Source organism: Gilliamella sp. Gris1-4 (assembly GCF_001690335.1).
GTDB classification, from domain to species: domain Bacteria; phylum Pseudomonadota; class Gammaproteobacteria; order Enterobacterales; family Orbaceae; genus Gilliamella; species Gilliamella apicola_P.
Genome location: NZ_LZHA01000032.1, coordinates 23,781 through 44,320, shown reverse-complemented (window position 1 = coordinate 44,320; position 20,540 = coordinate 23,781). Strand labels below are relative to the sequence as shown.

Annotated in this window: 20 protein-coding genes, 1 tRNA gene and 1 CRISPR repeat array; of the genes, 8 read left to right on the top strand and 13 right to left on the bottom strand. The window is 35.6% G+C overall.

Going from position 1 to position 20,540, the window contains the following annotated elements:
* Nucleotides 1–459 precede the first annotated feature (459 nt).
* Nucleotides 460–531: transfer RNA gene (locus tag A9G31_RS04125), tRNA-Arg, on the bottom strand.
* Between the two features lie 126 nt (nucleotides 532–657).
* Here A9G31_RS04125 and A9G31_RS04120 point away from each other — a divergent pair.
* Nucleotides 658–1,416 carry an MlaA family lipoprotein gene (locus A9G31_RS04120; RefSeq protein ID WP_065560568.1) on the top strand — a complete coding sequence of 253 codons (759 nt, stop codon included), beginning with the start codon at nucleotides 658–660 and terminating at the stop codon, nucleotides 1,414–1,416.
* 115 nt (nucleotides 1,417–1,531) lie between these two features.
* Here the strand turns inward: A9G31_RS04120 and A9G31_RS04115 are convergent, their stop codons facing one another.
* The gene (locus A9G31_RS04115) at nucleotides 1,532–2,347 is read right to left on the bottom strand and encodes a TIGR03915 family putative DNA repair protein (RefSeq protein WP_065560567.1); all 816 of its coding nucleotides are present in this window, start codon (nucleotides 2,345–2,347) and stop codon (nucleotides 1,532–1,534) included.
* 2 nt (nucleotides 2,348–2,349) lie between these two features.
* Complete coding sequence (locus A9G31_RS04110) at nucleotides 2,350–3,609, bottom strand: putative DNA modification/repair radical SAM protein (RefSeq protein WP_065560566.1); 1,260 nt, start codon at nucleotides 3,607–3,609, stop codon at nucleotides 2,350–2,352.
* Nucleotides 3,610–3,874: 265 nt separating this feature from the next.
* On the opposite strand from A9G31_RS04110, the gene fabB reads away from it, so the two are divergent.
* A complete protein-coding gene (gene fabB / locus A9G31_RS04105; protein ID WP_065560565.1) occupies nucleotides 3,875–5,086 on the top strand; it encodes a beta-ketoacyl-ACP synthase I in 1,212 nt (403 codons plus the stop codon).
* A gap of 86 nt (nucleotides 5,087–5,172) precedes the next feature.
* Here fabB and A9G31_RS04100 read toward each other — a convergent pair whose 3' ends face one another.
* Genes A9G31_RS04100 through A9G31_RS04090 form a run of 3 tightly spaced genes read right to left on the bottom strand, consistent with a single transcriptional unit; the run spans nucleotide 5,173 to nucleotide 7,435 of the window.
* Nucleotides 5,173–5,895: an amino acid ABC transporter ATP-binding protein gene (locus A9G31_RS04100; protein WP_065560564.1), complete on the bottom strand. Its 723-nt coding sequence runs from the start codon at nucleotides 5,893–5,895 to the stop codon at nucleotides 5,173–5,175.
* Nucleotides 5,882–6,646, bottom strand: coding sequence for an amino acid ABC transporter permease (locus tag A9G31_RS04095; RefSeq protein ID WP_065560563.1), 765 nt, complete (start codon nucleotides 6,644–6,646; stop codon nucleotides 5,882–5,884). Before A9G31_RS04095 ends, A9G31_RS04100 begins: the two co-directional genes overlap by 14 nt.
* Nucleotides 6,647–6,664: 18 nt before the next feature.
* Entirely contained in the window at nucleotides 6,665–7,435 is a 771-nt protein-coding gene (locus A9G31_RS04090; RefSeq protein WP_065560562.1) for a basic amino acid ABC transporter substrate-binding protein, read from the bottom strand.
* A 435-nt stretch (nucleotides 7,436–7,870) separates the two neighbouring features.
* Between A9G31_RS04090 and asnA the strand changes: the two genes are divergently transcribed.
* Nucleotides 7,871–8,863, top strand: a complete 993-nt coding sequence (gene asnA / locus A9G31_RS04085) for an aspartate--ammonia ligase (RefSeq protein WP_065560561.1) — start codon at nucleotides 7,871–7,873, stop codon at nucleotides 8,861–8,863.
* Nucleotides 8,864–8,919: 56 nt separating this feature from the next.
* Here asnA and A9G31_RS04080 read toward each other — a convergent pair whose 3' ends face one another.
* The 3 genes from A9G31_RS04080 to A9G31_RS04070 form a co-directional block, all read right to left on the bottom strand.
* Nucleotides 8,920–9,324, bottom strand: coding sequence for a DUF1161 domain-containing protein (locus tag A9G31_RS04080; protein WP_065560560.1), 405 nt, complete (start codon nucleotides 9,322–9,324; stop codon nucleotides 8,920–8,922).
* Between the two features lie 417 nt (nucleotides 9,325–9,741).
* Nucleotides 9,742–10,005 (bottom strand): SemiSWEET family transporter, encoded by a 264-nt coding sequence (locus A9G31_RS04075; RefSeq protein WP_034914233.1) that lies wholly within the window; start codon nucleotides 10,003–10,005, stop codon nucleotides 9,742–9,744.
* Nucleotides 10,006–10,496: 491 nt separating this feature from the next.
* A complete protein-coding gene (locus A9G31_RS04070) occupies nucleotides 10,497–11,906 on the bottom strand; it encodes an aminotransferase-like domain-containing protein (protein WP_065560559.1) in 1,410 nt (469 codons plus the stop codon).
* Between the two features lie 202 nt (nucleotides 11,907–12,108).
* On the opposite strand from A9G31_RS04070, the gene pdxS reads away from it, so the two are divergent.
* The 5 genes from pdxS (at nucleotide 12,109) to A9G31_RS04045 (ending at nucleotide 16,322) form a co-directional block, all read left to right on the top strand.
* On the top strand, nucleotides 12,109–12,996 hold the full coding sequence (pdxS, locus tag A9G31_RS04065; protein WP_065560558.1) for a pyridoxal 5'-phosphate synthase lyase subunit PdxS: 888 nt from the start codon (nucleotides 12,109–12,111) through the stop codon (nucleotides 12,994–12,996).
* On the top strand, nucleotides 12,996–13,595 hold the full coding sequence (gene pdxT, locus A9G31_RS04060) for a pyridoxal 5'-phosphate synthase glutaminase subunit PdxT (RefSeq protein ID WP_065560557.1): 600 nt from the start codon (nucleotides 12,996–12,998) through the stop codon (nucleotides 13,593–13,595). The genes pdxS and pdxT overlap by 1 nt, the downstream gene beginning before the upstream one ends.
* Before the next feature lie 137 nt (nucleotides 13,596–13,732).
* A CRISPR array of direct repeats spans nucleotides 13,733–14,180; the repeat unit is 28 nt; unit sequence TTTCTAAACCGCCTACTCGGCGGTAAAC.
* A gap of 370 nt (nucleotides 14,181–14,550) precedes the next feature.
* Entirely contained in the window at nucleotides 14,551–14,907 is a 357-nt protein-coding gene (locus tag A9G31_RS04055; RefSeq protein ID WP_034914226.1) for an ArsC family reductase, read from the top strand.
* A 15-nt stretch (nucleotides 14,908–14,922) separates the two neighbouring features.
* Nucleotides 14,923–16,062: a succinyl-diaminopimelate desuccinylase gene (gene dapE / locus A9G31_RS04050; protein ID WP_065560556.1), complete on the top strand. Its 1,140-nt coding sequence runs from the start codon at nucleotides 14,923–14,925 to the stop codon at nucleotides 16,060–16,062.
* A gap of 71 nt (nucleotides 16,063–16,133) precedes the next feature.
* Nucleotides 16,134–16,322 (top strand): YpfN family protein, encoded by a 189-nt coding sequence (locus A9G31_RS04045; protein WP_065560555.1) that lies wholly within the window; start codon nucleotides 16,134–16,136, stop codon nucleotides 16,320–16,322.
* A gap of 8 nt (nucleotides 16,323–16,330) precedes the next feature.
* Here A9G31_RS04045 and cysZ read toward each other — a convergent pair whose 3' ends face one another.
* The 4 genes from cysZ to purC all read right to left on the bottom strand — a co-directional run bounded on the left by cysZ (nucleotide 16,331) and on the right by purC (nucleotide 20,525).
* Nucleotides 16,331–17,161: a sulfate transporter CysZ gene (cysZ, locus tag A9G31_RS04040; RefSeq protein WP_081299336.1), complete on the bottom strand. Its 831-nt coding sequence runs from the start codon at nucleotides 17,159–17,161 to the stop codon at nucleotides 16,331–16,333.
* 179 nt (nucleotides 17,162–17,340) lie between these two features.
* Complete coding sequence (locus A9G31_RS04035) at nucleotides 17,341–19,356, bottom strand: tRNA(Met) cytidine acetyltransferase TmcA (RefSeq protein WP_081299335.1); 2,016 nt, start codon at nucleotides 19,354–19,356, stop codon at nucleotides 17,341–17,343.
* 3 nt (nucleotides 19,357–19,359) lie between these two features.
* Entirely contained in the window at nucleotides 19,360–19,815 is a 456-nt protein-coding gene (locus A9G31_RS04030) for a DUF441 domain-containing protein (RefSeq protein ID WP_065560553.1), read from the bottom strand.
* Nucleotides 19,815–20,525, bottom strand: coding sequence for a phosphoribosylaminoimidazolesuccinocarboxamide synthase (purC, locus tag A9G31_RS04025; RefSeq protein ID WP_065560552.1), 711 nt, complete (start codon nucleotides 20,523–20,525; stop codon nucleotides 19,815–19,817). The genes A9G31_RS04030 and purC overlap by 1 nt, the downstream gene beginning before the upstream one ends.
* Nucleotides 20,526–20,540: the final 15 nt, after the last annotated feature.

Genomic DNA, 20,540 nt, shown 5'->3' with positions numbered 1-20,540 from the left:
GTATTGGTTATTTAATTTTCATTGTGGTTATTTTAATAGTTATAGACATTTTTAAATGATTTTATTAAGAAATGTATGAAAAAAAGAATATTTTTAATGGATCTCCTGTTAATAGTTTCCCTGTTAGTAGGATATTTCTTACTAAACCCTTGTACTGATAAAAGGGTCAGAATAATTGACCATACATAAATAAACAACTCAGATAACAATACTTCACGCAGATCGAGAAAACTTTCTGCAAGTAAATGTCATGAATATATCCTCACATTATATAAATTAAAAGCACACATTTATACAGCATGTTTATTTTCTTCAAATCATAATTACTAAAGATAATTAGTAAAGTTTTAAAAAACTATAAAAGCTTATGAGATTTCTTAAATTTAATTTTTAATAACAGAATAATAGGAAATTAATTATAAATACGGAATGCAAAAAGAGTTACCAACGCTTAAAATACGACCCCAGCAGGAATCGAACCTGCAACTAGCCCTTAGGAGGGGCTTGTTATATCCATTTAACTATGAGGTCATAAGGGTGTACATTTTAATAAATTTTATTAGATAATGCCATTTAAATAACGAAAAATTTTCTATTTTAAGTAATCGTGATACAATCGCATCATAATTAACCTCATTACTTTTAATCGAAAATACTATGAAAAAACGAATTGTTGGTATGATGTTTTCTGTAATGGCACTTACAAGTTGTGCTACTTATCAGGCCGAAACTAATTCCTATAGTGATCCGTTATCAGGTTTTAACAAAACCATGTTTGATGTTAACTACTATGCCCTTGATCCCTATGTCTTACGCCCTACCGCAGTAGCTTGGAAAGATTATGTTCCGTCTCCTGTTCGTACAGGTGTAGTTAACTTTTCATCTAACCTTTCTGAACCCGCTTCAATGGTGAACAACTTATTACAAGGTGACGTTCATAAAGCTGGAACACATTTAGCACGATTCTTTTTAAATACCGTTTTCGGTTTTGCTGGTTTGATGGATGTTGCTAGCATGTCTGATCCACAATTACAAAAAGGTGGCAAACGAACTTTTGGTGATGTTCTTGGTCATTACGATGTACCTTATGGTCCTTATGTTGTACTGCCATTTTATGGTTCAGCAACATTGAGAGAAGAAGGTGGTGGCATTGTTGACACTCTTTATCCGCCGCTTGTTTGGATAGATTGGCAATGGATGTTGGCACGTGGTGTAATTGATGGCGTTGAAGCACGAGCAATGGCAATCGAATATGAAGATCTAATTAAAAATAGCGATGATCCTTATAACTTTATGCGTAATGCTTACTTCCAGCGTAATGACTTTATCGCATCGGGTGGTAAAGTAGATGAAAGTAAACAGAAACAACGTGAAGAATCGATTAATGATGTTATTAATGATATCGATTCACAATAATTTTTATTAAATTATGTACTTTTATTAAATCATATTAAAAACCGCCGTTATTTGGCGGTTTTTTATGTTCTTTTATTTATGATGATACTAATTTAGTCATTTTTTATTTACATATTTATTTTGATATTGATTTCATTTCTGGTAAATATTGCCAAAATCGGCTTGGCATTTGCTGACGTTGTAATTTAGGATTGATTCGTTCTTTTATAGTTAATGCATTACAATAGCGTAACCACATATTCTGAAATAGTACTTCGTCCTTAGATAAATAACGTTGATTCACCTGACGATTAATAATCAGATCATCTTTATCGACGAGCGAGATCGGTTCAATACTATGTAAATTATAGATATAACCGTATTCGCGCTTTTCATCATATATAGCCCACTTTTGATCGGCAAAACGATCTTTAAAAAATTTAAGAACTAAAGGCAATACGTTATAAATAGGAGCAATGATCGAAAAATAGATCTTATCTTCCCTTTCATTAGGTACTATCGTACCTTTAAGAGGATTGTCAACTGCATTAAAACGCACAAATTGCATTATACGATGCCGCTCCCGACTAACTTTTTTGGCAATATCATGTACAGATAACACATCTTTATCGGCAAAATCCGTTTCGATTGATTTAGATGATTTAAATACCTTGCAAATATAACGAAAAACAATTAAATCACTTTCAGGCAATTCTGATAACCAAACATACATTAAATGACGAAGCGTAACTTTACTAATCTTATTAATTAACGCCACACGTACACGCTCATATTTAAGAGCGCAAAATTCAACATTATGCCTATTAGACACTAATAGCGGTTCAACCTGCCCAATAACCAACAGGCATTCAGGCATCTTTTTGAGTTTAAAAGCATCAAATACCGCACATAGCAATCCTTCAAAGCTTTTATCATAATAAAACGCCAACATATCTACCACTCCATGACTAATTGCTGTGAAATATTATCTTGTTTATCTTCTAACAAAGGCGGATCTTGCAACGATAGTCGGATATATTCGGCCGAAGAATCAAGCAATTTAAATTTTCTCATTTCATGACAAACAACAAAAAATTTTGCTCGCTTCAAAACAACACCAATACGTTTAAGCGCATCAAAAGTAAGCTTACGATGACGTCTTGCCATCACAATTAACTTGGCCGATTTAACACCGATGCCTGGCACTCGCAAAATTTTTTGATAGCTATCACGATTAACGTCAACGGGAAAAAACTGCGGATTACGGATAGCCCAAGCCAGTTTAGGATCAACGCTTAAATCAAGATCAGGATATTGATCGTTAACAATTTCATCAACATTAAAATCATAAAAACGCAATAACCAATCGGCTTGATATAAACGATTTTCTCGCACTCTTGGTACGTCTTGTACAACAGGTAACCGTTTGTCATAACTATTAACTGGAATAAATCCCGAATAATAAACTCGTTTCATACTTGGGCGTTTGTAAAGCTTGGCGGTTAATTGCAAAATCTGTTTATCTGATTCATCGGTTGCACCAATAATAACTTGAGTACTTTGCCCAGCAGGTACAAATTTGGGTGCAGTGCGAAATTTTTTGCGATCTTCGATATTTTCTAACACATTCTGATGTATTTGTCGCATAGGCTGATAGATACTTTGATGATCTTTATCAGGAGCTAATAATTTAAGATTTTCTTCAGTTGGAATTTCTAAATTAACGCTCATTCTATCAACCAATAAGCCTGCTTGATTAATTAACTCATTACTAGCACCAGGAATAGCTTTCATATGAATATAGCCATTAAAGCCATATTCATTACGCAAAATCGTTACCACTCGAATCATTCTTTCCATGGTATGATCTGGGCTTCTTACAATACCTGAACTAATAAATAAACCTTCAATATAATTACGGCGATAAAATTCAATGGTCAAATCGGCCAACTCACGTGGTGTAAAACCTGCCCTTGGAATATCATTACTTTGCCGATTAATACAATAAGCACAATCAAACATACAATAATTAGTGAGCATAATTTTAAGTAACGAAACACATCGCCCATCGGCAGTAAATGTATGACAAATACCAGACTTATGTGCACTACTAATGCCTTTATTACCTCTTGAAGCGCCACTTGATGAGCAAGAAATATCGTATTTTGCCGATTCAGCTAATATCTCAAGTTTAGTTATCATTTTTTCGTTCATATTGAACTCATTAAAATCACTGTTTATTTGTACAGTATATAGTAATAATATAAAGCTTAGCAAGTAAATATTGTCTACAAAAATCACCATTACCGACATTACTTTTAGGCAGTTCTATTGGTTTGACTACTTTTATATAAATAACTACGGTGATATTAGGAAATATAAATAAAAGCATGGCAAGGTATTGTTCAGCTTACAACTGTACGCTATAATCAACAAACTTTTTTATATGATGCCAGATAACTTAGGAGCTAAATAGTAAATGAAACGAGTTGTAATTACAGGGTTAGGAATTCTTTCAAGTATTGGGAATAATACTAAAGAAGTCTTAGAATCACTAAAAGTAGGTCGTAGTGGTATTACCTTTTCTCAAGAAATGAAAGATAGCGGAATGCGTAGCCATGTATGCGGAAATGTAAAACTTGACACTACTGGACTCATTGATCGCAAAGTTGTTCGATTTATGAATGATGCTTCTATTTACGGTTATCTTGCTTTACAACAGGCTATTGAAGACGCAAAATTAACCCCTGAACAAGTCTCTAACCCTCGTACTGGCTTAATTGCTGGTTATGGTGGCTCAACTAAAACACAATACAATGTAGTAGCCGGAATGAAAGAAAAGGGATTACGAGGTGTAGGTCCTTATGCTGTAACCAAATCAATGTCATCGGCGATTTCGGCTTGCTTAGCAACTCCATTTAAAATTAAAGGAATTAGCTACTCAATGACATCTGCTTGTGCGACATCAGTTCACTGTATTGGTCACGCTGCTGAACTTATTCAACTTGGCAAACAAGACATCGTCTTTGCGGGTGGTGGTGAAGAACTTTGCTGGGAAATGTCTTGCGAATTTGATGCCATGGGCGCTTTATCAACCAAATATAACGACAACCCAGAAAAAGCATCACGTGCTTATGATAAAAACCGTGATGGTTTTGTTATTGCTGGCGGTGCAGGTATGGTTGTGGTTGAAGAATTAGAACATGCGCTTGCTCGTGGTGCTCATATTTATGGCGAACTGGTTGGATATGGCGCAACATCGGACGGTCATGACATGGTTGCCCCATCAGGTGAAGGTGCAATGCGCTGTATGCAACTTGCCATTCAAGATTTAGATGTACCAGTTGATTACATCAACACCCACGGCACATCAACCCCAGTTGGTGATGTCAAAGAATTATGGGCAATCAAACAAGTATTTGGCGATAACATCCCTGCTATTTCATCAACCAAATCAATGACTGGTCACTCATTAAGTGCAACAGGTGCGCAAGAGCTTATCTATTCATTATTAATGTTAGAACATGGCTTTATTACACCAAGTATCAATATTGATGAACTTGATGAAGCAGCAATCGGCATGAACATTATTACTGAACCAACCAAGCGTGAACTAACAACAGTCATGTCAAATAGCTTTGGTTTTGGTGGTACTAATGCCTCTATTGTAATGAAAAAATACAAAGCTTAATAAGCAAATTTAATTAATATCAACCAATAAAAAACCGTTCTAAATTGAACGGTTTTTTGTAGGATTGATAATAAAAAAGCAAATATTTATAACACTTTACTTAAGAATAGTTGAGTACGTTCATTTTGTGGATTTTTAAAAATCTGCTCTGGTGAACCCTGCTCTTGAATAATTCCCTGATCGATAAAAATCACACGGTTAGACATCTCTCTGGCAAAACCCATCTCATGGGTAACAACGATCATCGTCATCCCTTCTTCTGCTAGCGACTTCATAACAGCAAGCACCTCGCCTACAAGTTCTGGATCAAGTGCTGAGGTAGGCTCATCAAATAACATCACAGTAGGATCCATCATCAAAGCCCTAGCAATTGCCACACGTTGCTGCTGACCACCTGACAATTGACTCGGGTAAGCATCAATCTTATCAATCAAACCGACTTTAACAAGCAAACTTTCGGCTTTAGCAATGGCATCAGTTTTCGCCATTTTTTTGACATCCATAGGCGCTAAAATCAAATTTTGCAACACAGTCATATGAGGAAACAAATTGAAGCGCTGAAACACCATACCAACCGATTCACGCAAACGATTAATGTTGGTTTTAGGATCATGTACTTTAAAACCATTAACAACAATTTCGCCCGATGTAATATCTTCTAACGCATTAATACAACGCAAAAAAGTACTCTTACCAGAACCCGATGGACCAATGATCGAAATAACTTCTTTTTCTTGAATATCACAGGTAATACCGCGTAATACATGGATATCGCCAAACTGCTTTTGTAGATTATTAATGTGAATCACTTTTACTTAACCTTTTTTCCATATATTTTACAAGAAGCGATAATAAAAAAGTCATAGACCAATAAACAAGCGAAATAACAAAATAAGGCTCAGCATAAACCGCATTAGCCGCACCTGCGGTACGAGCCGCATAAGCCAAGTCAATCAGCCCAATAGCCGAACCTAATGACGAATCCTTTAAAATAGCAATTGCATTATTGCCCAAAGGCGGTAACATACGGCGAAAGGCTTGAGGCAAAATGACTTTACGCATTGTACTGCCATACCCCATACCGAGCGAACGAGCAGCTTCCATTTGCCCTTTATCGATAGACTCAATACCAGCACGAAATATTTCAGAAATATAAGCACCAGCATTCAAAGTAATCGCCAAAATACACGAAATAAACGCGCCATATTGAACACGCAAATATCGTGCAACTTCTGGCGAAATCAAATAATCGGACACCAAAATACCGTTATTAGGATGTAACAAAAATGGCATAACAACAAAATAAGTCACCATAATTTGCACAAATAATGGCGTACCACGAAAGGCACTAACATAAATTTTCACCGGCCACTTAACCAACACACACAGCACATATTTATAAATACCATGCCGACATTGAGCAACCCGACCAATTCCTAATATTAAGCCCCAAAAAGTACCAAGCACTACACAAACAACAGTGCAGGTCACTGTCATTATTGCGCCATCAATAAACAGCGGTAGATAATCTTGTATAATATCCCAGTTAAATCCCATCACTAAAACCTATTGCCCAAATTAATTAATTGGTAAAGTTGGTACGTTGTCATCAAACCATTTGCGATAAATTTTGCTATAAGTTCCATCAGCAACAATTTTTTTAAGCCCTGCATTGATTTTATCATTTAACTTTTGGTTACCTTTAGCAACAGCGATACCAAAATATTGCGGTTCAAAATTTGAATCAGAAATCAAATTAAAATCCTTACCTGGGTGCATTTTGATATAAAACTTAACTACACCAACATCACTAACCGCAGCATCAATACCTTGTTCGTATAGATCTTGTAAAAGTAGCGGCGTATTATCGAAACGCTTAATAGCACGGCTATTGCGACCTAAAACCTTCGATACAACAACATCGGCTGTACTACCATTAACCACCCCAACTGTTTTGGTACTCAAATCAGCAAGCGAGGCAATATGAGATCCTTGTTGCGTTACAATAACTTGTTCAGCAGGAAAATAAGGCAGTGAAAAATCAACCGAATTTTTACGTTTATCGGTAATCGTAATTCCTGAAATAATAATATCACGCTCACCATTATTCAAACTTGCAAAAATACTATCCCAAGGCGTATTAATCAGCTTAATATTAAAATGCTCAGCATCGGCAATTGCTTTAATCAGATCAATATCAAAGCCTTCTAGCTGACGTTGGCTATTTTCGAATTCAAATGGACGATATGTACCACCGGCACCAACCACATAAGTTGGCTCATCGGCATAAGAAACAGCAGTAAAAAAAAGCACAAAACTTGCAAAGATTAACGAAAAAAAAGACTTCATTGCGATAGCCCTAATTGTAAATAAAGTGGAAAAATATAATAACTTTTGAGCAAAATATTGCAACTTAATATTTTATTAAAATAACTTAATAAGGTTTACTTATAATAAAAATAGAAAAAAACAAATCATAAACTGATGGTTAATTATGTAAATTTTATTTTTTATTGAAAAGGTTCAGATGTTTTTTATAAAGATATGTAAACAATGTGACTTGGATTTTGATTGGAAATTATAGAGGATTTTTTAAAAGTAAAATTTCTTCGATAGACTATTGATTTTATTGAAGTTTTTTGATTGCATTTTTTAACTAAATAACGATTTTATTCAATTAAAACAAGTCGATGCTATACCTTTCTATCTTCATCTTGCAAAATTCACTCATCTAGTTTACTTTACTGACACACTGAAAATTAATTAAATAATTAGAGCGTAAACATGACGATATCATTTAAAGAGCAGCAACAGCAAATTAGCTTTGTTAAGCAATTTTTTGCTGAGCAACTTGCCGAGCGTTTATCACTGATCGAAGTGCAAGCTCCGTTACTAAGTAAAGTTGGCGATGGTATTCAAGATAATCTGTCAGGTACCGAGCACGCAGTGCAAGTTAAGGTAAAAGCAATACCTAATGCACTATATGAAGTGGTACATTCACTAGCTAAATGGAAACGTAAAATCTTAAGCGATCACCATTTCGAAGTTGGCGAAGGAATCTACACTAATATGAAAGCATTACGCCCAGACGAAGATCAACTTTCGCCAATTCATTCAGTTTATGTTGATCAGTGGGATTGGGAAAAAGTAATTCGCCCAGAAGATCGCAATTTAACTTATCTAAAACAAACGGTCGAAAATATTTATGCTGCCATTAAAGCGACCGAAAAAATTGTTTCACAACAGTATCATCTTTCACAATTTTTACCCGAATCTATCACCTTTATCGATAGTGAGCAGTTATTAAAACGCTATCCAAATTTATCCCCAAAAGAGCGTGAAAACGCAATAACTAAAGAGCTTGGAGCCGTGTTTTTAATTGGTATTGGCGGTAAATTATCAAATAATGAAAAGCACGATGCTCGTGCACCTGATTATGATGACTGGAGCAGTGAAAACGATTTAGGATCTAATGGCTTAAATGGCGATATTTTAGTGTGGAATCCAATTTTGCATAGGGCATTTGAAATTTCATCAATGGGAATTCGGGTCGATCCTGAAACGTTAAAACGTCAATTAAAACTAACAAATGACGAAGATCGTTTAGAGTTTGCTTGGCATAAAGCATTAATCAATGGCGATTTGTTACAAACCATTGGTGGTGGAATTGGGCAATCACGTTTGGTTATGTTGCTTTTACAACAAAAACACATTGGTCAAGTACAATCAAGTGTATGGGACGATGATGTTAAAGCAAATTATAGCCATTTGCTCTAATCCCAAACATACAAATATAGGGCATTACGCCCTATATTTCTTCAAAAATAATTCAATTAATTTGTAACAGGTAATTCACCTTCAGTTGGTGTAGATTCTGTTGGCGTGTTGATTGAGGGTTCAACTTTATCTTTACTGTTCTCAGTTTCAACTTTTGTATTAACTGGCTGAGTTTCTGTTTGTGTTTGTGTTTGTGTTTGTGTTTGTGTTTGTGTTTGTGTTGCTAAACCATCCAAACGAACATAAACAATACGTTGTTGACCACGATCGCATGAGCCAACAATTTTACCTTCAATTTGCTGTTCTGGCTTATCAGATGATTCAAGTTTTAACTGAAATTGTGACGGATCAACACCGTTATTTTTGATTTTTTCAGCAATATTAGTACTAATTTCATCACAATTTGAAGCTACAGCCAACATGGGTAAACTAAGTAAAAATATACCGATTAATTTTTTCATTTTCTTTCCCTTTTGACGGTTATTTGATTTTTGGATGCATTATAAAACTATCTATTAGTCTGTCTATCTTCTTTTAAGATGTACTTAAAAATAATCTGCCAGCATAATTGCAAATTTCAACAAATCTATCATTTTTTCGGTAATATTAAAGCAAATCGATTAACTTGATTTATTCACTGTACAATTTGATAAGTATTTAACAAACCTGTTAATAACTCAATAACATTTTAATTATTAAATAATTTTATAAATGATTAAATATTAACCTGAACAATTTTTGATTTAATTTGATAACAAAAAAATCTTTTTTTACAATTCTTGTTGAAATTTACTATGAACTCTAACAATAAAAATGCTATCCCAAAAACGATAATTTAAGAGCAACTGATTACCTGTTACATAATGATCTTATGTAAATTATAGAGCAGTAAAAAAAGCAATTAACCCAAAAATTACTCCTGGCGAATTAGCAATTGCTAGTGGCCAATCTTTCTTTTCTTGTAGCAGCCCATAGCAGACCCATAGCGAGCAGTTAATGGAAGCGGCTAATGGTTGAATTGGATTTGTTTTCAATCCATGCAAATTATCGATGATTTGTGGAATATAAGAAACATACATCCCTAATGACGCCACTGTAGCGATAATACCTAAAATACGAAAAGCCTTAGATGAAAGATGCAAAATAGTCTCCTAATATCGTTTATGGTTTTCACCTGATGCTTGTAATTATAACGAGTTAGAATAGTGGCAGTAAACTAACATATTTGGTTCAATGGTAAAGTATAGTTAAAAAAAGGTAAGTAATTAACCAATTTTTAATTAATCCCTAATGTTATTTATAAGTGATTTTATATTTAATCATAATGTTATAAAAATATACCAATTATTAGCATTTCATTAAAAAGGTAAATAACAAGGTAAAACTAATTTCAATAATTGGTTAAAAGGTAATATTTTGCTCAATTGTCTATTCAGCTTTTTTGAGTGTGGTTTATTTGCGGATAATTAAAAAAGGGACTTAAGATATTTATTCACTTTATGACTTAATAAGTACTGAATAAACCTGTTGATAACTTCTTAATGTGTTGATTATTATTAAATTTACTAAAGAGTTTAAATATTAAACGACCAAAAAATCAATTTTATTTTATCTAAAAAAGCAAGTGTTTTTATCATTTTTTTGAGATTATTTGCTGTTCAAAATGCCCATAACTTAATCTAATTGTTCCTAAATTATCGCCAAAGTCAGCCCCTTGCGATACCGTCACTCCTTTTGATAACAGTTTATTAAGCACAGCTAATTCTTGCGCTACCGTTTTTACAGGTAAATGCGCATATAAATGAAAGCCACCTAGTGGAGGTTGATAAGTAATCTCACCACCGAAATAGCAATCCAACCAATACATTAACTGCTCTGCTCTGCTTTGTAACGTTTCCCGTAGCTGTTGTTGATGGACAGTGTGATGATGCTGTAGATATTCTTGAGCTAATAATTGCGGCAATATACTTAACCCCGAATCAATGTGTTGCCGAATATTGGACAGATTTTTGATAATATTACGCGGTGCTACCATCCACCCAATACGGATATTTCCCCCTATATATTTTGATAGCGATCCTAAATAGATAACTTGATTATGCTGATCCCATTTTTTTATGGGCAATACTGGCAAATTAGGTTTAAACGCTAAACTGCTATAGGCATCATCCTCAACAATACCAATACATTGCGAACGGCAAAATGCAAGAATTTCCTGTTTTCGTTTATTACTCATAACAAAGCCCATTGGGTTTTGAAATATAGGATTCAAAAATAACCATTTTATTTGATGTTGTTGTACGCAATTTGCTAGGCTTTCAAGAGTAATACCTTCATTATCACATTCAATACCATATAAACGTAATCCAGCAGCCTGAAACAAAGGTAAGGAGTAAAAATAGGAAGGAGATTCAATTCCAACTGTATCACCTGGCTTAAGTAAACCCTGTGTAATAAGAAATAACGACTGTTGCGTGCCCGATGTAATTAAAATTTCGTTAATATCAACTTGCATAGAAAACTGCGTTTGCATGTAAGTTGCAATTTGAGCTTTAAGCGATGGTAAACCTAATTGTAATGCATCGCTGTTTTTTTCATGCATAATCAATTCATTTAACGAGGTATTAGGTAGCTGTAGTTTGGGAATTAAATTGGTTGGCAAATCACCATTAGCCAGATCGCAAATATGCACTTGTTGCGCACGTACTTGTGCCACTTTTTGTTGATAAAATGATTTATTATCTCGATAAAAATGGGCAGGTAAACGCCAATTGATCGATGAATAAGTTTGTACGCCCCATTTTTTATTATTGACATAAGTACCACTGCCTCGACGTCGAATTAGTATGCTTCGTTCAGTCAACAGCTCCAATGCATGTACTACAGTTGAGCGGTTAATCTGTAACATTTTGGCTAGATCCCTTTCTGAAGGTAACCTTTCGCCAGCAATCAAAATTCCTTGCTCAATATAATGTTCAATTAAGTGAGTCAATTGTTGAAAAAGTGATCCTTCAAATTGGGTTAGTTTTTGTTTTTGCCACATATTTTATTTTTAAATACTTGTTTTTTTAGAAAATACATTAAAAATCAAATAAAATCAATAGTCTACCTAAACGATTTTTATAGTAACACCAATAAACCTAAAATTGGATGGTTTTATTATAGTCCAATTGGCTGTTTCGTCTAATTGTTTCTTTTTGAATAATACTTTTCAAACAAGGCCAATTTTCAACTAGGAGTAAAAAATGAATCAAATTACAGGAACACAGACCGTTAAACGTGGTATGGCACAAATGCAAAAAGGTGGGGTAATCATGGATGTTGTTAATGCTGAACAAGCTAAAATTGCCGAACAAGCTGGTGCAGTTGCGGTAATGGCTTTAGAGCGAGTACCGTCAGATATTCGAGCTGTTGGTGGTGTCGCTCGAATGGCAGATCCTACTATTGTTGAACAAGTCATGAATGCAGTTAGTATACCGGTCATGGCTAAGGCACGTATTGGCCACATTGTTGAAGCACGTATTTTAGAATCAATGGGGGTTGATTATATTGACGAAAGCGAAGTACTAACCCCAGCCGATGAACAGTACCATCTTCTAAAAGATGAATTTACCGTGCCTTTTGTTTGTGGTTGTCGTGATTTTGGTGAAGCACTGCGTCGAATTGGTGAAGGAGCATCAATGTTACGTACCAAAGGTGAACCAGGAACAGGGAATATTGTTGAAGCTGTTCGCCATATACGTAAAGTCAATGAGCAAATCCGTTTGGTAACAGGAAAATCAAAAGATGAGCTAATGACTTTTGCTAAAGAAATTGGCGCACCTTATGATCTTGTATTACAAGTAAAACAACTAGGTAAGTTACCAGTTGTGAATTTTGCCGCTGGCGGCGTTGCTACCCCCGCCGATGCGGCACTTATGATGCAACTGGGTGCCGATGGTGTTTTTGTTGGATCGGGCATTTTTAAATCTCAAAATCCAGAAAAGTTTGCCAAAGCCATTGTGCAAGCTACTACTTATTTTGATGATTATCCACGATTAGCCGAATTATCAAAAGGATTAGGCGAAGCCATGAAAGGCATTGAAATCAGCACACTTGCTCAATCAGAAAGAATGCAAGATCGAGGTTGGTAATGGCAAAATCATCCAAAATAAGCAATGTTAAGTACATTGGTGTGCTCAACTTACAAGGAGCAGTTAGTGAGCATATTTCGATGCTAAATAGTATCGATACTGTACAATCAATACTAGTTCAGAAACCCGAACAATTAGCTAATTTAGATGGTTTAATCATTCCCGGCGGAGAGTCGACCACAATTAGTCGATTAATTAAACAAAATGGGCTTTTAGCGCCCATTCAACAATTTGCCAAACAAGGCAAAGGAATTTTAGGTACTTGTGCTGGGCAAGTGCTTTGTGGCAAAACGACAACTCATAACGAAGTCGAATTATTAGATTTGATGGATATTTGCGTTGAACGCAATGGTTTTGGTCGGCAAATTAACAGCTTTGAGACAATGTTAGATATACCAACTATTGGTGAGCAAATTCCAGCAGTATTTATTCGTGCTCCATATATTGCAAAAGCTGGTGAGCAAGTCAATCAGCTAGCTTTTATTGATAATCATTGTGTAATGGCGCAGCAAGATAACATTTTGACTTGCTCATTTCATCCCGAACTAACCGTCGATAATCGAATTATGAGTTATTTTGTTGAAAAATGCTGCAATTAGTTAATTAATAATCATTTTATACTATTGATAATGACAACTAGCTTAAGCGTTCAATAAAATTTTTGAACACAGCTAATAACCATAGCCAGCTATTCTGTCAGTAGACACCTATTGCTCTCGTCTGAGGGCTTTTTTAATTTATATGGCACCTACTCGGCGGTAAACCATTCAGTAATGATCGAAAAAGGCTTGGGAATTTTCTAAACCGCCTACTCGGCGGTAAACTAAACGCACCTGTATCACTGATTGACTTAATTTTTCTAAACCGCCTACTCGGCGGTAAACTTCTGTCGTTTGTTTTCAAATGCTCATCTAAATTTCTAAACCGCCTACTCGGCGGTAAACGCGGCAGTATAGCCAACTCGCCCAGTTATACGTTTCTAAACCGCCTACTCGGCGGTAAACAAAGAGATATATTCCCGTTCGTTGGCGATATGTTTCTAAACCGCCTACTCGGCGGTAAACTTTTTCTGTTATTTCAGTAAGCGACATCGTGCTTTCTAAACCGCCTACTCGGCGGTAAACTTCTTTTTTGTGCACCACCATGTGGTACTGATTTTCTAAACCGCCTACTCGGCGGTAAACTAGAAACCGATATAATATAAACCTTGTTTCGCAAAAGACAAATAGGATTTTTGCTTTTGAAAACCCTTTTTTTTAGAGCTTTTTTAGTGTGTTGTTTTTATTTGATTTTATTTATTGTTAAAAAAAAGGGTTAGCAATAGTTTGATCTTTTTAAAATGAGTGAAATTATCTGTTCAAAAATTCATTTCTTAACTCACCATCCAAATTATTTAAAATTTTCAAACTTTCACTAATAACCATTTGGCTTTAACAACTAAGATTAAATATGAGTATTAATATGAATTAATACAAATAAATCCCTTTAGTTTGCCGCTTCAAGCCGATAACTGTTATAATCTTTGCTATTATTTTCAATGTTGGATCACCTACTATGTATATCATCTACGGTATCAAAAACTGCAACACAATGAAAAAAGCTTTTACTTGGCTTGATGATCATCATGTAAGCTATCAATTTCATAATTATAAAACCGATGGGCTTTCAGAAGAGCTATTGGATGCTTTTTTACAATTGATTGATTGGCAAAGCTTGCTCAATACACGGGGTACTACTTGGCGTAAGTTAGATGAATCTGTTCGTGCTGAGGTTAATAATACTCAAACAGCTAAAAAGATTATGTTAGCCAATCCATCTATTTTAAAACGCCCTTTACTTATCGATGGAAAGCGTGCATTGTTGGGCTTTTCAGAGGAACTTTATTCACAATTTATTTTGCAATCTAAATAAAAAATCGAGACCACTATGACTGAACCTGTTATTGCACTGACTCAAGCACTCATCGCCGAAAAATCAATAAGTCCTGACGATAAAAATTGTCAAAAAATGATTATTGAACGGCTAAAACCGCTCGGTTTTACTATTGAAGAAGTTAATATTGGAAAGACCAAAAATTTATGGGCTTATCATGGCAAGGCTAACAGCAAAACCTTAATGTTTGCTGGACATACCGATGTCGTACCAGCTGGTGATGAAAGCAAATGGCTTTATCCTCCTTTTTCGCCAACCATTGATGAACAAGGCGTGATTTATGGACGTGGTGCATCTGACATGAAAAGTGGCGTTGCTGCCATGGTTTGTGCGGCTGAAGATTTTATTAAGCAACATCCAAATCACGCTGGGCGAGTAGCTTTTTTAATTACATCAGACGAAGAGGCCGATGCAACCGATGGCACTGTTAAGGTTGTCGATTTGCTAATGAAGCGTCAAGAACGTGTTGATTATTGTATTGTGGGCGAACCGTCAAGCGATGCTGTACTTGGCGATCAAATTAAAAACGGTCGCCGTGGTTCACTAACAGCTAATTTAGTTGTGCATGGTATTCAAGGTCATGTGGCCTATCCTCACCTTGCCGATAACCCTGTCCATCGCTTTGCTCCTGCATTAAATGAACTAGTTAGCACTGTTTGGGATGAAGGCAATCAGTATTTTCCTCAAACAACTATGCAAATTGCCAATATTAATGGCGGTACAGGTGCTGAAAACGTTGTGCCAGGTGATCTAAGTGTGCAATTTAACTTTCGCTATAGTAGTGAATTAACTGATACGATAATTAAAGCGCGCGTTGAGCAGATTTTACAAAAACATAATTTGAACTATACGTTATCTTGGCGATTATCAGGACATCCTTTTTTAACACCACAAGGCGATTTAACTAACGCTGCTGCAAGTGCTATTAAGGAATTTACCAACATTGATACCAAGCTATCGACCAGCGGCGGTACTTCAGATGGACGCTTTATTGCTAAGATGGGCTGTCAAGTGATCGAACTAGGCGTATTAAATAAGACTATTCACAAAGTCAACGAAAACGCCAACTGCAAAGATATAATTACCTTAACTGCAATTTATAACCGCATATTAGAAAAATTACTGTTGGTATAATTGTGGCACAATTGTTGTTGACCTAGCAACTATAACTTGGCGATTGCGATTTTAACCTAAGAGGAAGTACGATGGAGTGGCTTAAAGATTACTGGTGGATAATTGTGGTTATTTTAATTGGGATTTTTATTAATACTATTAAGGCGCTGAATCGACTAAGTTATAAAGCGTATCTTGAAAAAAAGAAAGGGATAAAACCTATCCCTTATCAATATGATGACGACGATTGGCCATCAACAAATTCGACGAAGAAAAAATAACCCTCTGCTTAACGAAAGTCTTGGCTACTACTGTCAAATAAGGCTTGATGACGGTAGCGATCAACCCACATTGCCGTTGCGCCACATACCGCAATAGGCATAACAATTAAATTAAGCAATGGCACTATGGTAAAAAAGCTGACTATCATACCAAAAGTTAAATTATCTACCCGATCTTGCTTGAGTAATTCACGCATACGGTGAAAAGTAATTTTGTGGTTATCAAAGGCATAATCAGCATATTGGATATTAATTTGCCAAGCGGTAAATAAAAACCAAACCACTGGCGTTACTGATTGCCCAATAACAGGAATAAAATAAGTTAGCAGTATCGGAATTGCCCATAATAAATAGTTAAGTAGTTTTTGTAGTTCACGTTTAAAAATACGAGGAAGATCCTTAATAAGACTTATCCACGACATATCTGCTGCGGGGATCCCCGTTAACTGTGCTTCAACCTGTTCAGCTAACAAGCCATTAAACGGAGCTGCTATGATATTGGTTACCGTACTAAAGAAATAACAAAACAAAATAACCAATGCTAAAATAACAATAAAAACAATAACATATCCAAGCCAGTGTAACCAACTTGGCATATACGACACTCCCCAATCAACCATGCCCGAGATAGCCGTAAAGAACCAATAAAATAATGCTGACATAATCACAACATTGGCAATTAATGGTAAAAAAACAAATCGCTTAATACCTGGACTAAATGCCAATGACCAACCTTTAAAAAAATACTCAATACCTGTTGTGGGTTGATTGTTTGGATTTTGAGTTCGTTTTTTTGAATGGCGATGTTGTGCTTGGTTTTCTAATTTATTTTGCGTCACATTCAATTCCTTTTTAATTAAAACGAATTATGTTGAAACTAGTTAAGTTTAAACTAGTTGGGTAAAAATTAAGTTGAACTTAAACATGGTAACTATTGTAAACATAGCCCTTGGTAACCTGCAATGATAATCAGCTATCTTTATTATTGGTTTTTTCGTCAAAAAGCATATTATTGCCATTATTTACTAACTTGAATTGCTAACCATGTTTTGATCTCTTGCTTGATGGTTTGCATTAATGCATTTTTTCCTGCAAGTTGATATGAACTAATGAGCAAAGATTGGTTGTTTTTGCTTTTTATTAGTGCTGATAACACAGGCAATGTTAGTTGTTGCTGTGGTTGCGATTGTTGATGCGTTTGATTATAGCGAACTAATCGACACAGTGTGGCATAAGTGGCTTCAAACGGTCGATGATAGTAAGCAAATCCGTTTAGTTCATCAAAATCGTAGGCGTCTAAATCTTGTGTTAGTTGTGACTTATCCTTACTTTCAATCATCTCAGTAAATGGTAAATCAATAATATCTTTGAGCCAATAAACATTACGCTGTAATTTTTGTTTTAATTTAATGGTTAGATTTCGCCCTGAATCGGTTAATGGCTTTAGCGCCATAACTGAATAACTACCACTATTTGCCTGTTTATGACTACTGACATGCACCAAAACAAACCCACAAGCAATCCAAAATTGGTAATTTGACGGAGTATAAGCAAAGCTAACCGATAAAAAGTCAATATTTTGAGCTTTGGCATCTTCAAAGATAGCTTGCACAAGTTGCCTTGCTATATTCCGTCGCCGATAGGCACTAATAACCGCAATACGATTAATCCGAACTGAGCGCAATTTAGCCGCCTGCGGCTCACCTGCGTGGGCAACTAACGACTGTGCTACTAAATTACCTTTTGGTCGACGCGTACCTTGCCACACTTCGGTTATTAAACTATCTGGTAAGTTACCTTCAACAACAGTGAGTGCGGCAGCTATTTGGTTATCGTTAGCTGTCGCTTGCCAAATTGTCAAATTTTGCGCATCAAACAGACGTCTTAAATCAACTAACGTAGTTTGGTAATGAGCTACTTTCAATAAATAAAATATTGACCTTAATGTATCAACATTATTACGTTCAACTTTTGAATATTGGATTGATGATGAGCTTACATCAAAATTATCGCCCTTTGTTAATAAACCATTAAGTAACAACCGATCACTAAATTGCTCTAACATATCACCTGCCTGCCAACGAATGGGGGTAACTAGCTGAAAACATTGGCATGCTTTACCTGATAACAATTTCAATAAAAAGCCCTGCCCTGTACCCTCATACCCATCAGCAGTCGTTGTTAATAATACTCGAGTGTTATTTGTTTTAGCTAGTTTTAACAATTTTTCCAACATAGGAAGTGGGATCATGGCAGCTTCATCAATAATTAAATAATCGGCAACGGTAATACATGCTTGAGCAATTAATTCATCTGGGGCAAAAAATGGGGTATCGGGCTTAGCAAAAGCAAAAAAGGTGGTCAGTGCTGATTTATTTGGTGCTGTCACAATACAACGTTGGTAATGGCTAAATAACCCAGCTAGTGCCGATTTACCGCGTCCACGTTTAGCGACTAATACGTTAATAGGCTTAGTGCTATTTAATAATTGTTTTAAAGTTGCTTGTTGCTCGGCTAAATCACAAACATCATCAATAATAACTTCAGGCAAAGATATCTTAGAAGACATAACCTGTTTTGATGAAATTTTAGGATAAATTGATAAACCAAATTCAGTTAAACTCTGTATTAAATGGGCAACGAAATTAGGCACATTAATGGGCATTTGGCTTTCGTTCCAGCGTAAGCTATCTTGATCATGCCAAGTAGACAGATTCTTAGGCAATAATAAAACCAATATACTACCTTTAACTAACGTGCCAACAAGCATAGCAAAGGCATCAAGATTAAATCCAACCGTTGCATCAAAAATAGCATGTCGATACTGGCGTCCCAATAACTGTTTAGTTTGATTGGGCGGTATTACATCAGAAATTAATGTGTTGGGTAAATAACTAGAAAGTTCAAAGTGAGATGTAACCGTTAACCAATCACCAGAGTAATAACAAATAGTCTGGCTAAGTTGCTCGAATAACTGTGTGGTTTCACCCTGTAACACCCATAGCGTTCTTGTGCTGTTGGGATACTTGTGCATAGGTTAACTTTTTCCAATTAACAACGACAAAATACCTGCAGCAATCAGAGGACCAACAGGAATACCTTTGAAAAAAGCCACACCAATTAGCGTACCAATAATTAAGCCATTAATAATCGTAGGGTGTGCACCAATGAGGGATATACCTCGCGTACCAAGCCAAGATACTAAAATTCCAACAAAAATAGCTAATATAGATTGCCAAGTGGTAAATGATTTAGCAATATCGCCTATTTTTAACGAACCATCAGCTAAAGGCACCATCATTGCGGCAGTTAAAATAACAATACCAATTGTTAAGCCATATTGATTTAAAAATGGAAAATAAGTGGCAAGCGGCGTTAATTTAAACAGTAACAATAACAGCACTGCAAATGTCACGGTGTTATTGTGTGTTAAATAACACAGCGCCGCTAACCCCAAAAGTAGAAAAAAAGAGATATCAAACTGTGCAAACATTACAAAGGAACACCAATTCGTTTTGCTACTTCTTCATAGGCTTCAATCACACCACCCAAACCTTGGCGAAAGCGATCTTTGTCCATTTTTTTCATTGTCTCTTTTTCCCACAAACGACAACCATCAGGAGAAAACTCATCACCCAAAGTGATTTCGCCTTTAAATAATCCAAATTCGAGTTTGTAATCAACCAATATTAGTCCTGCTTTATCAAACAAATCAGTCAAGATTGTGTTAATTTTAAAGCTAAGTTCTTTCATTCTAGCAAGTTGATCATCACTAGCCCAACCAAAAGCCTTGCAGTGTGATTCATTAACCATTGGATCATGCAATGCATCGTTTTTTAGGAATAATTCAAACGTAGGAGGATTTAAAACTTTACCTTCTTCAACTCCTAAACGTTTAACTAAAGAGCCCGCTGCTCTATTACGTACCACACATTCAACAGGTACCATTTGCAATTTTTTAACCAGCACTTCATTGTCAGATAATAAGGTCTCAACTTGAGTTGGAATGCCAGCTTCGCGCAATTTGCTCATAATAAAATAGTTAAATTTATTATTAACCATGCCTTTACGATCTAACTGTTCAATACGCAAGCCATCAAATGCCGATGTATCATTACGAAACTCAAGAATCAATAAATCAGAGTTTTCGGTGGTATATACTGTTTTAGCTTTACCACGATAAAGCTCAGCCAACTTTTTCATGTTTATAACCTTATA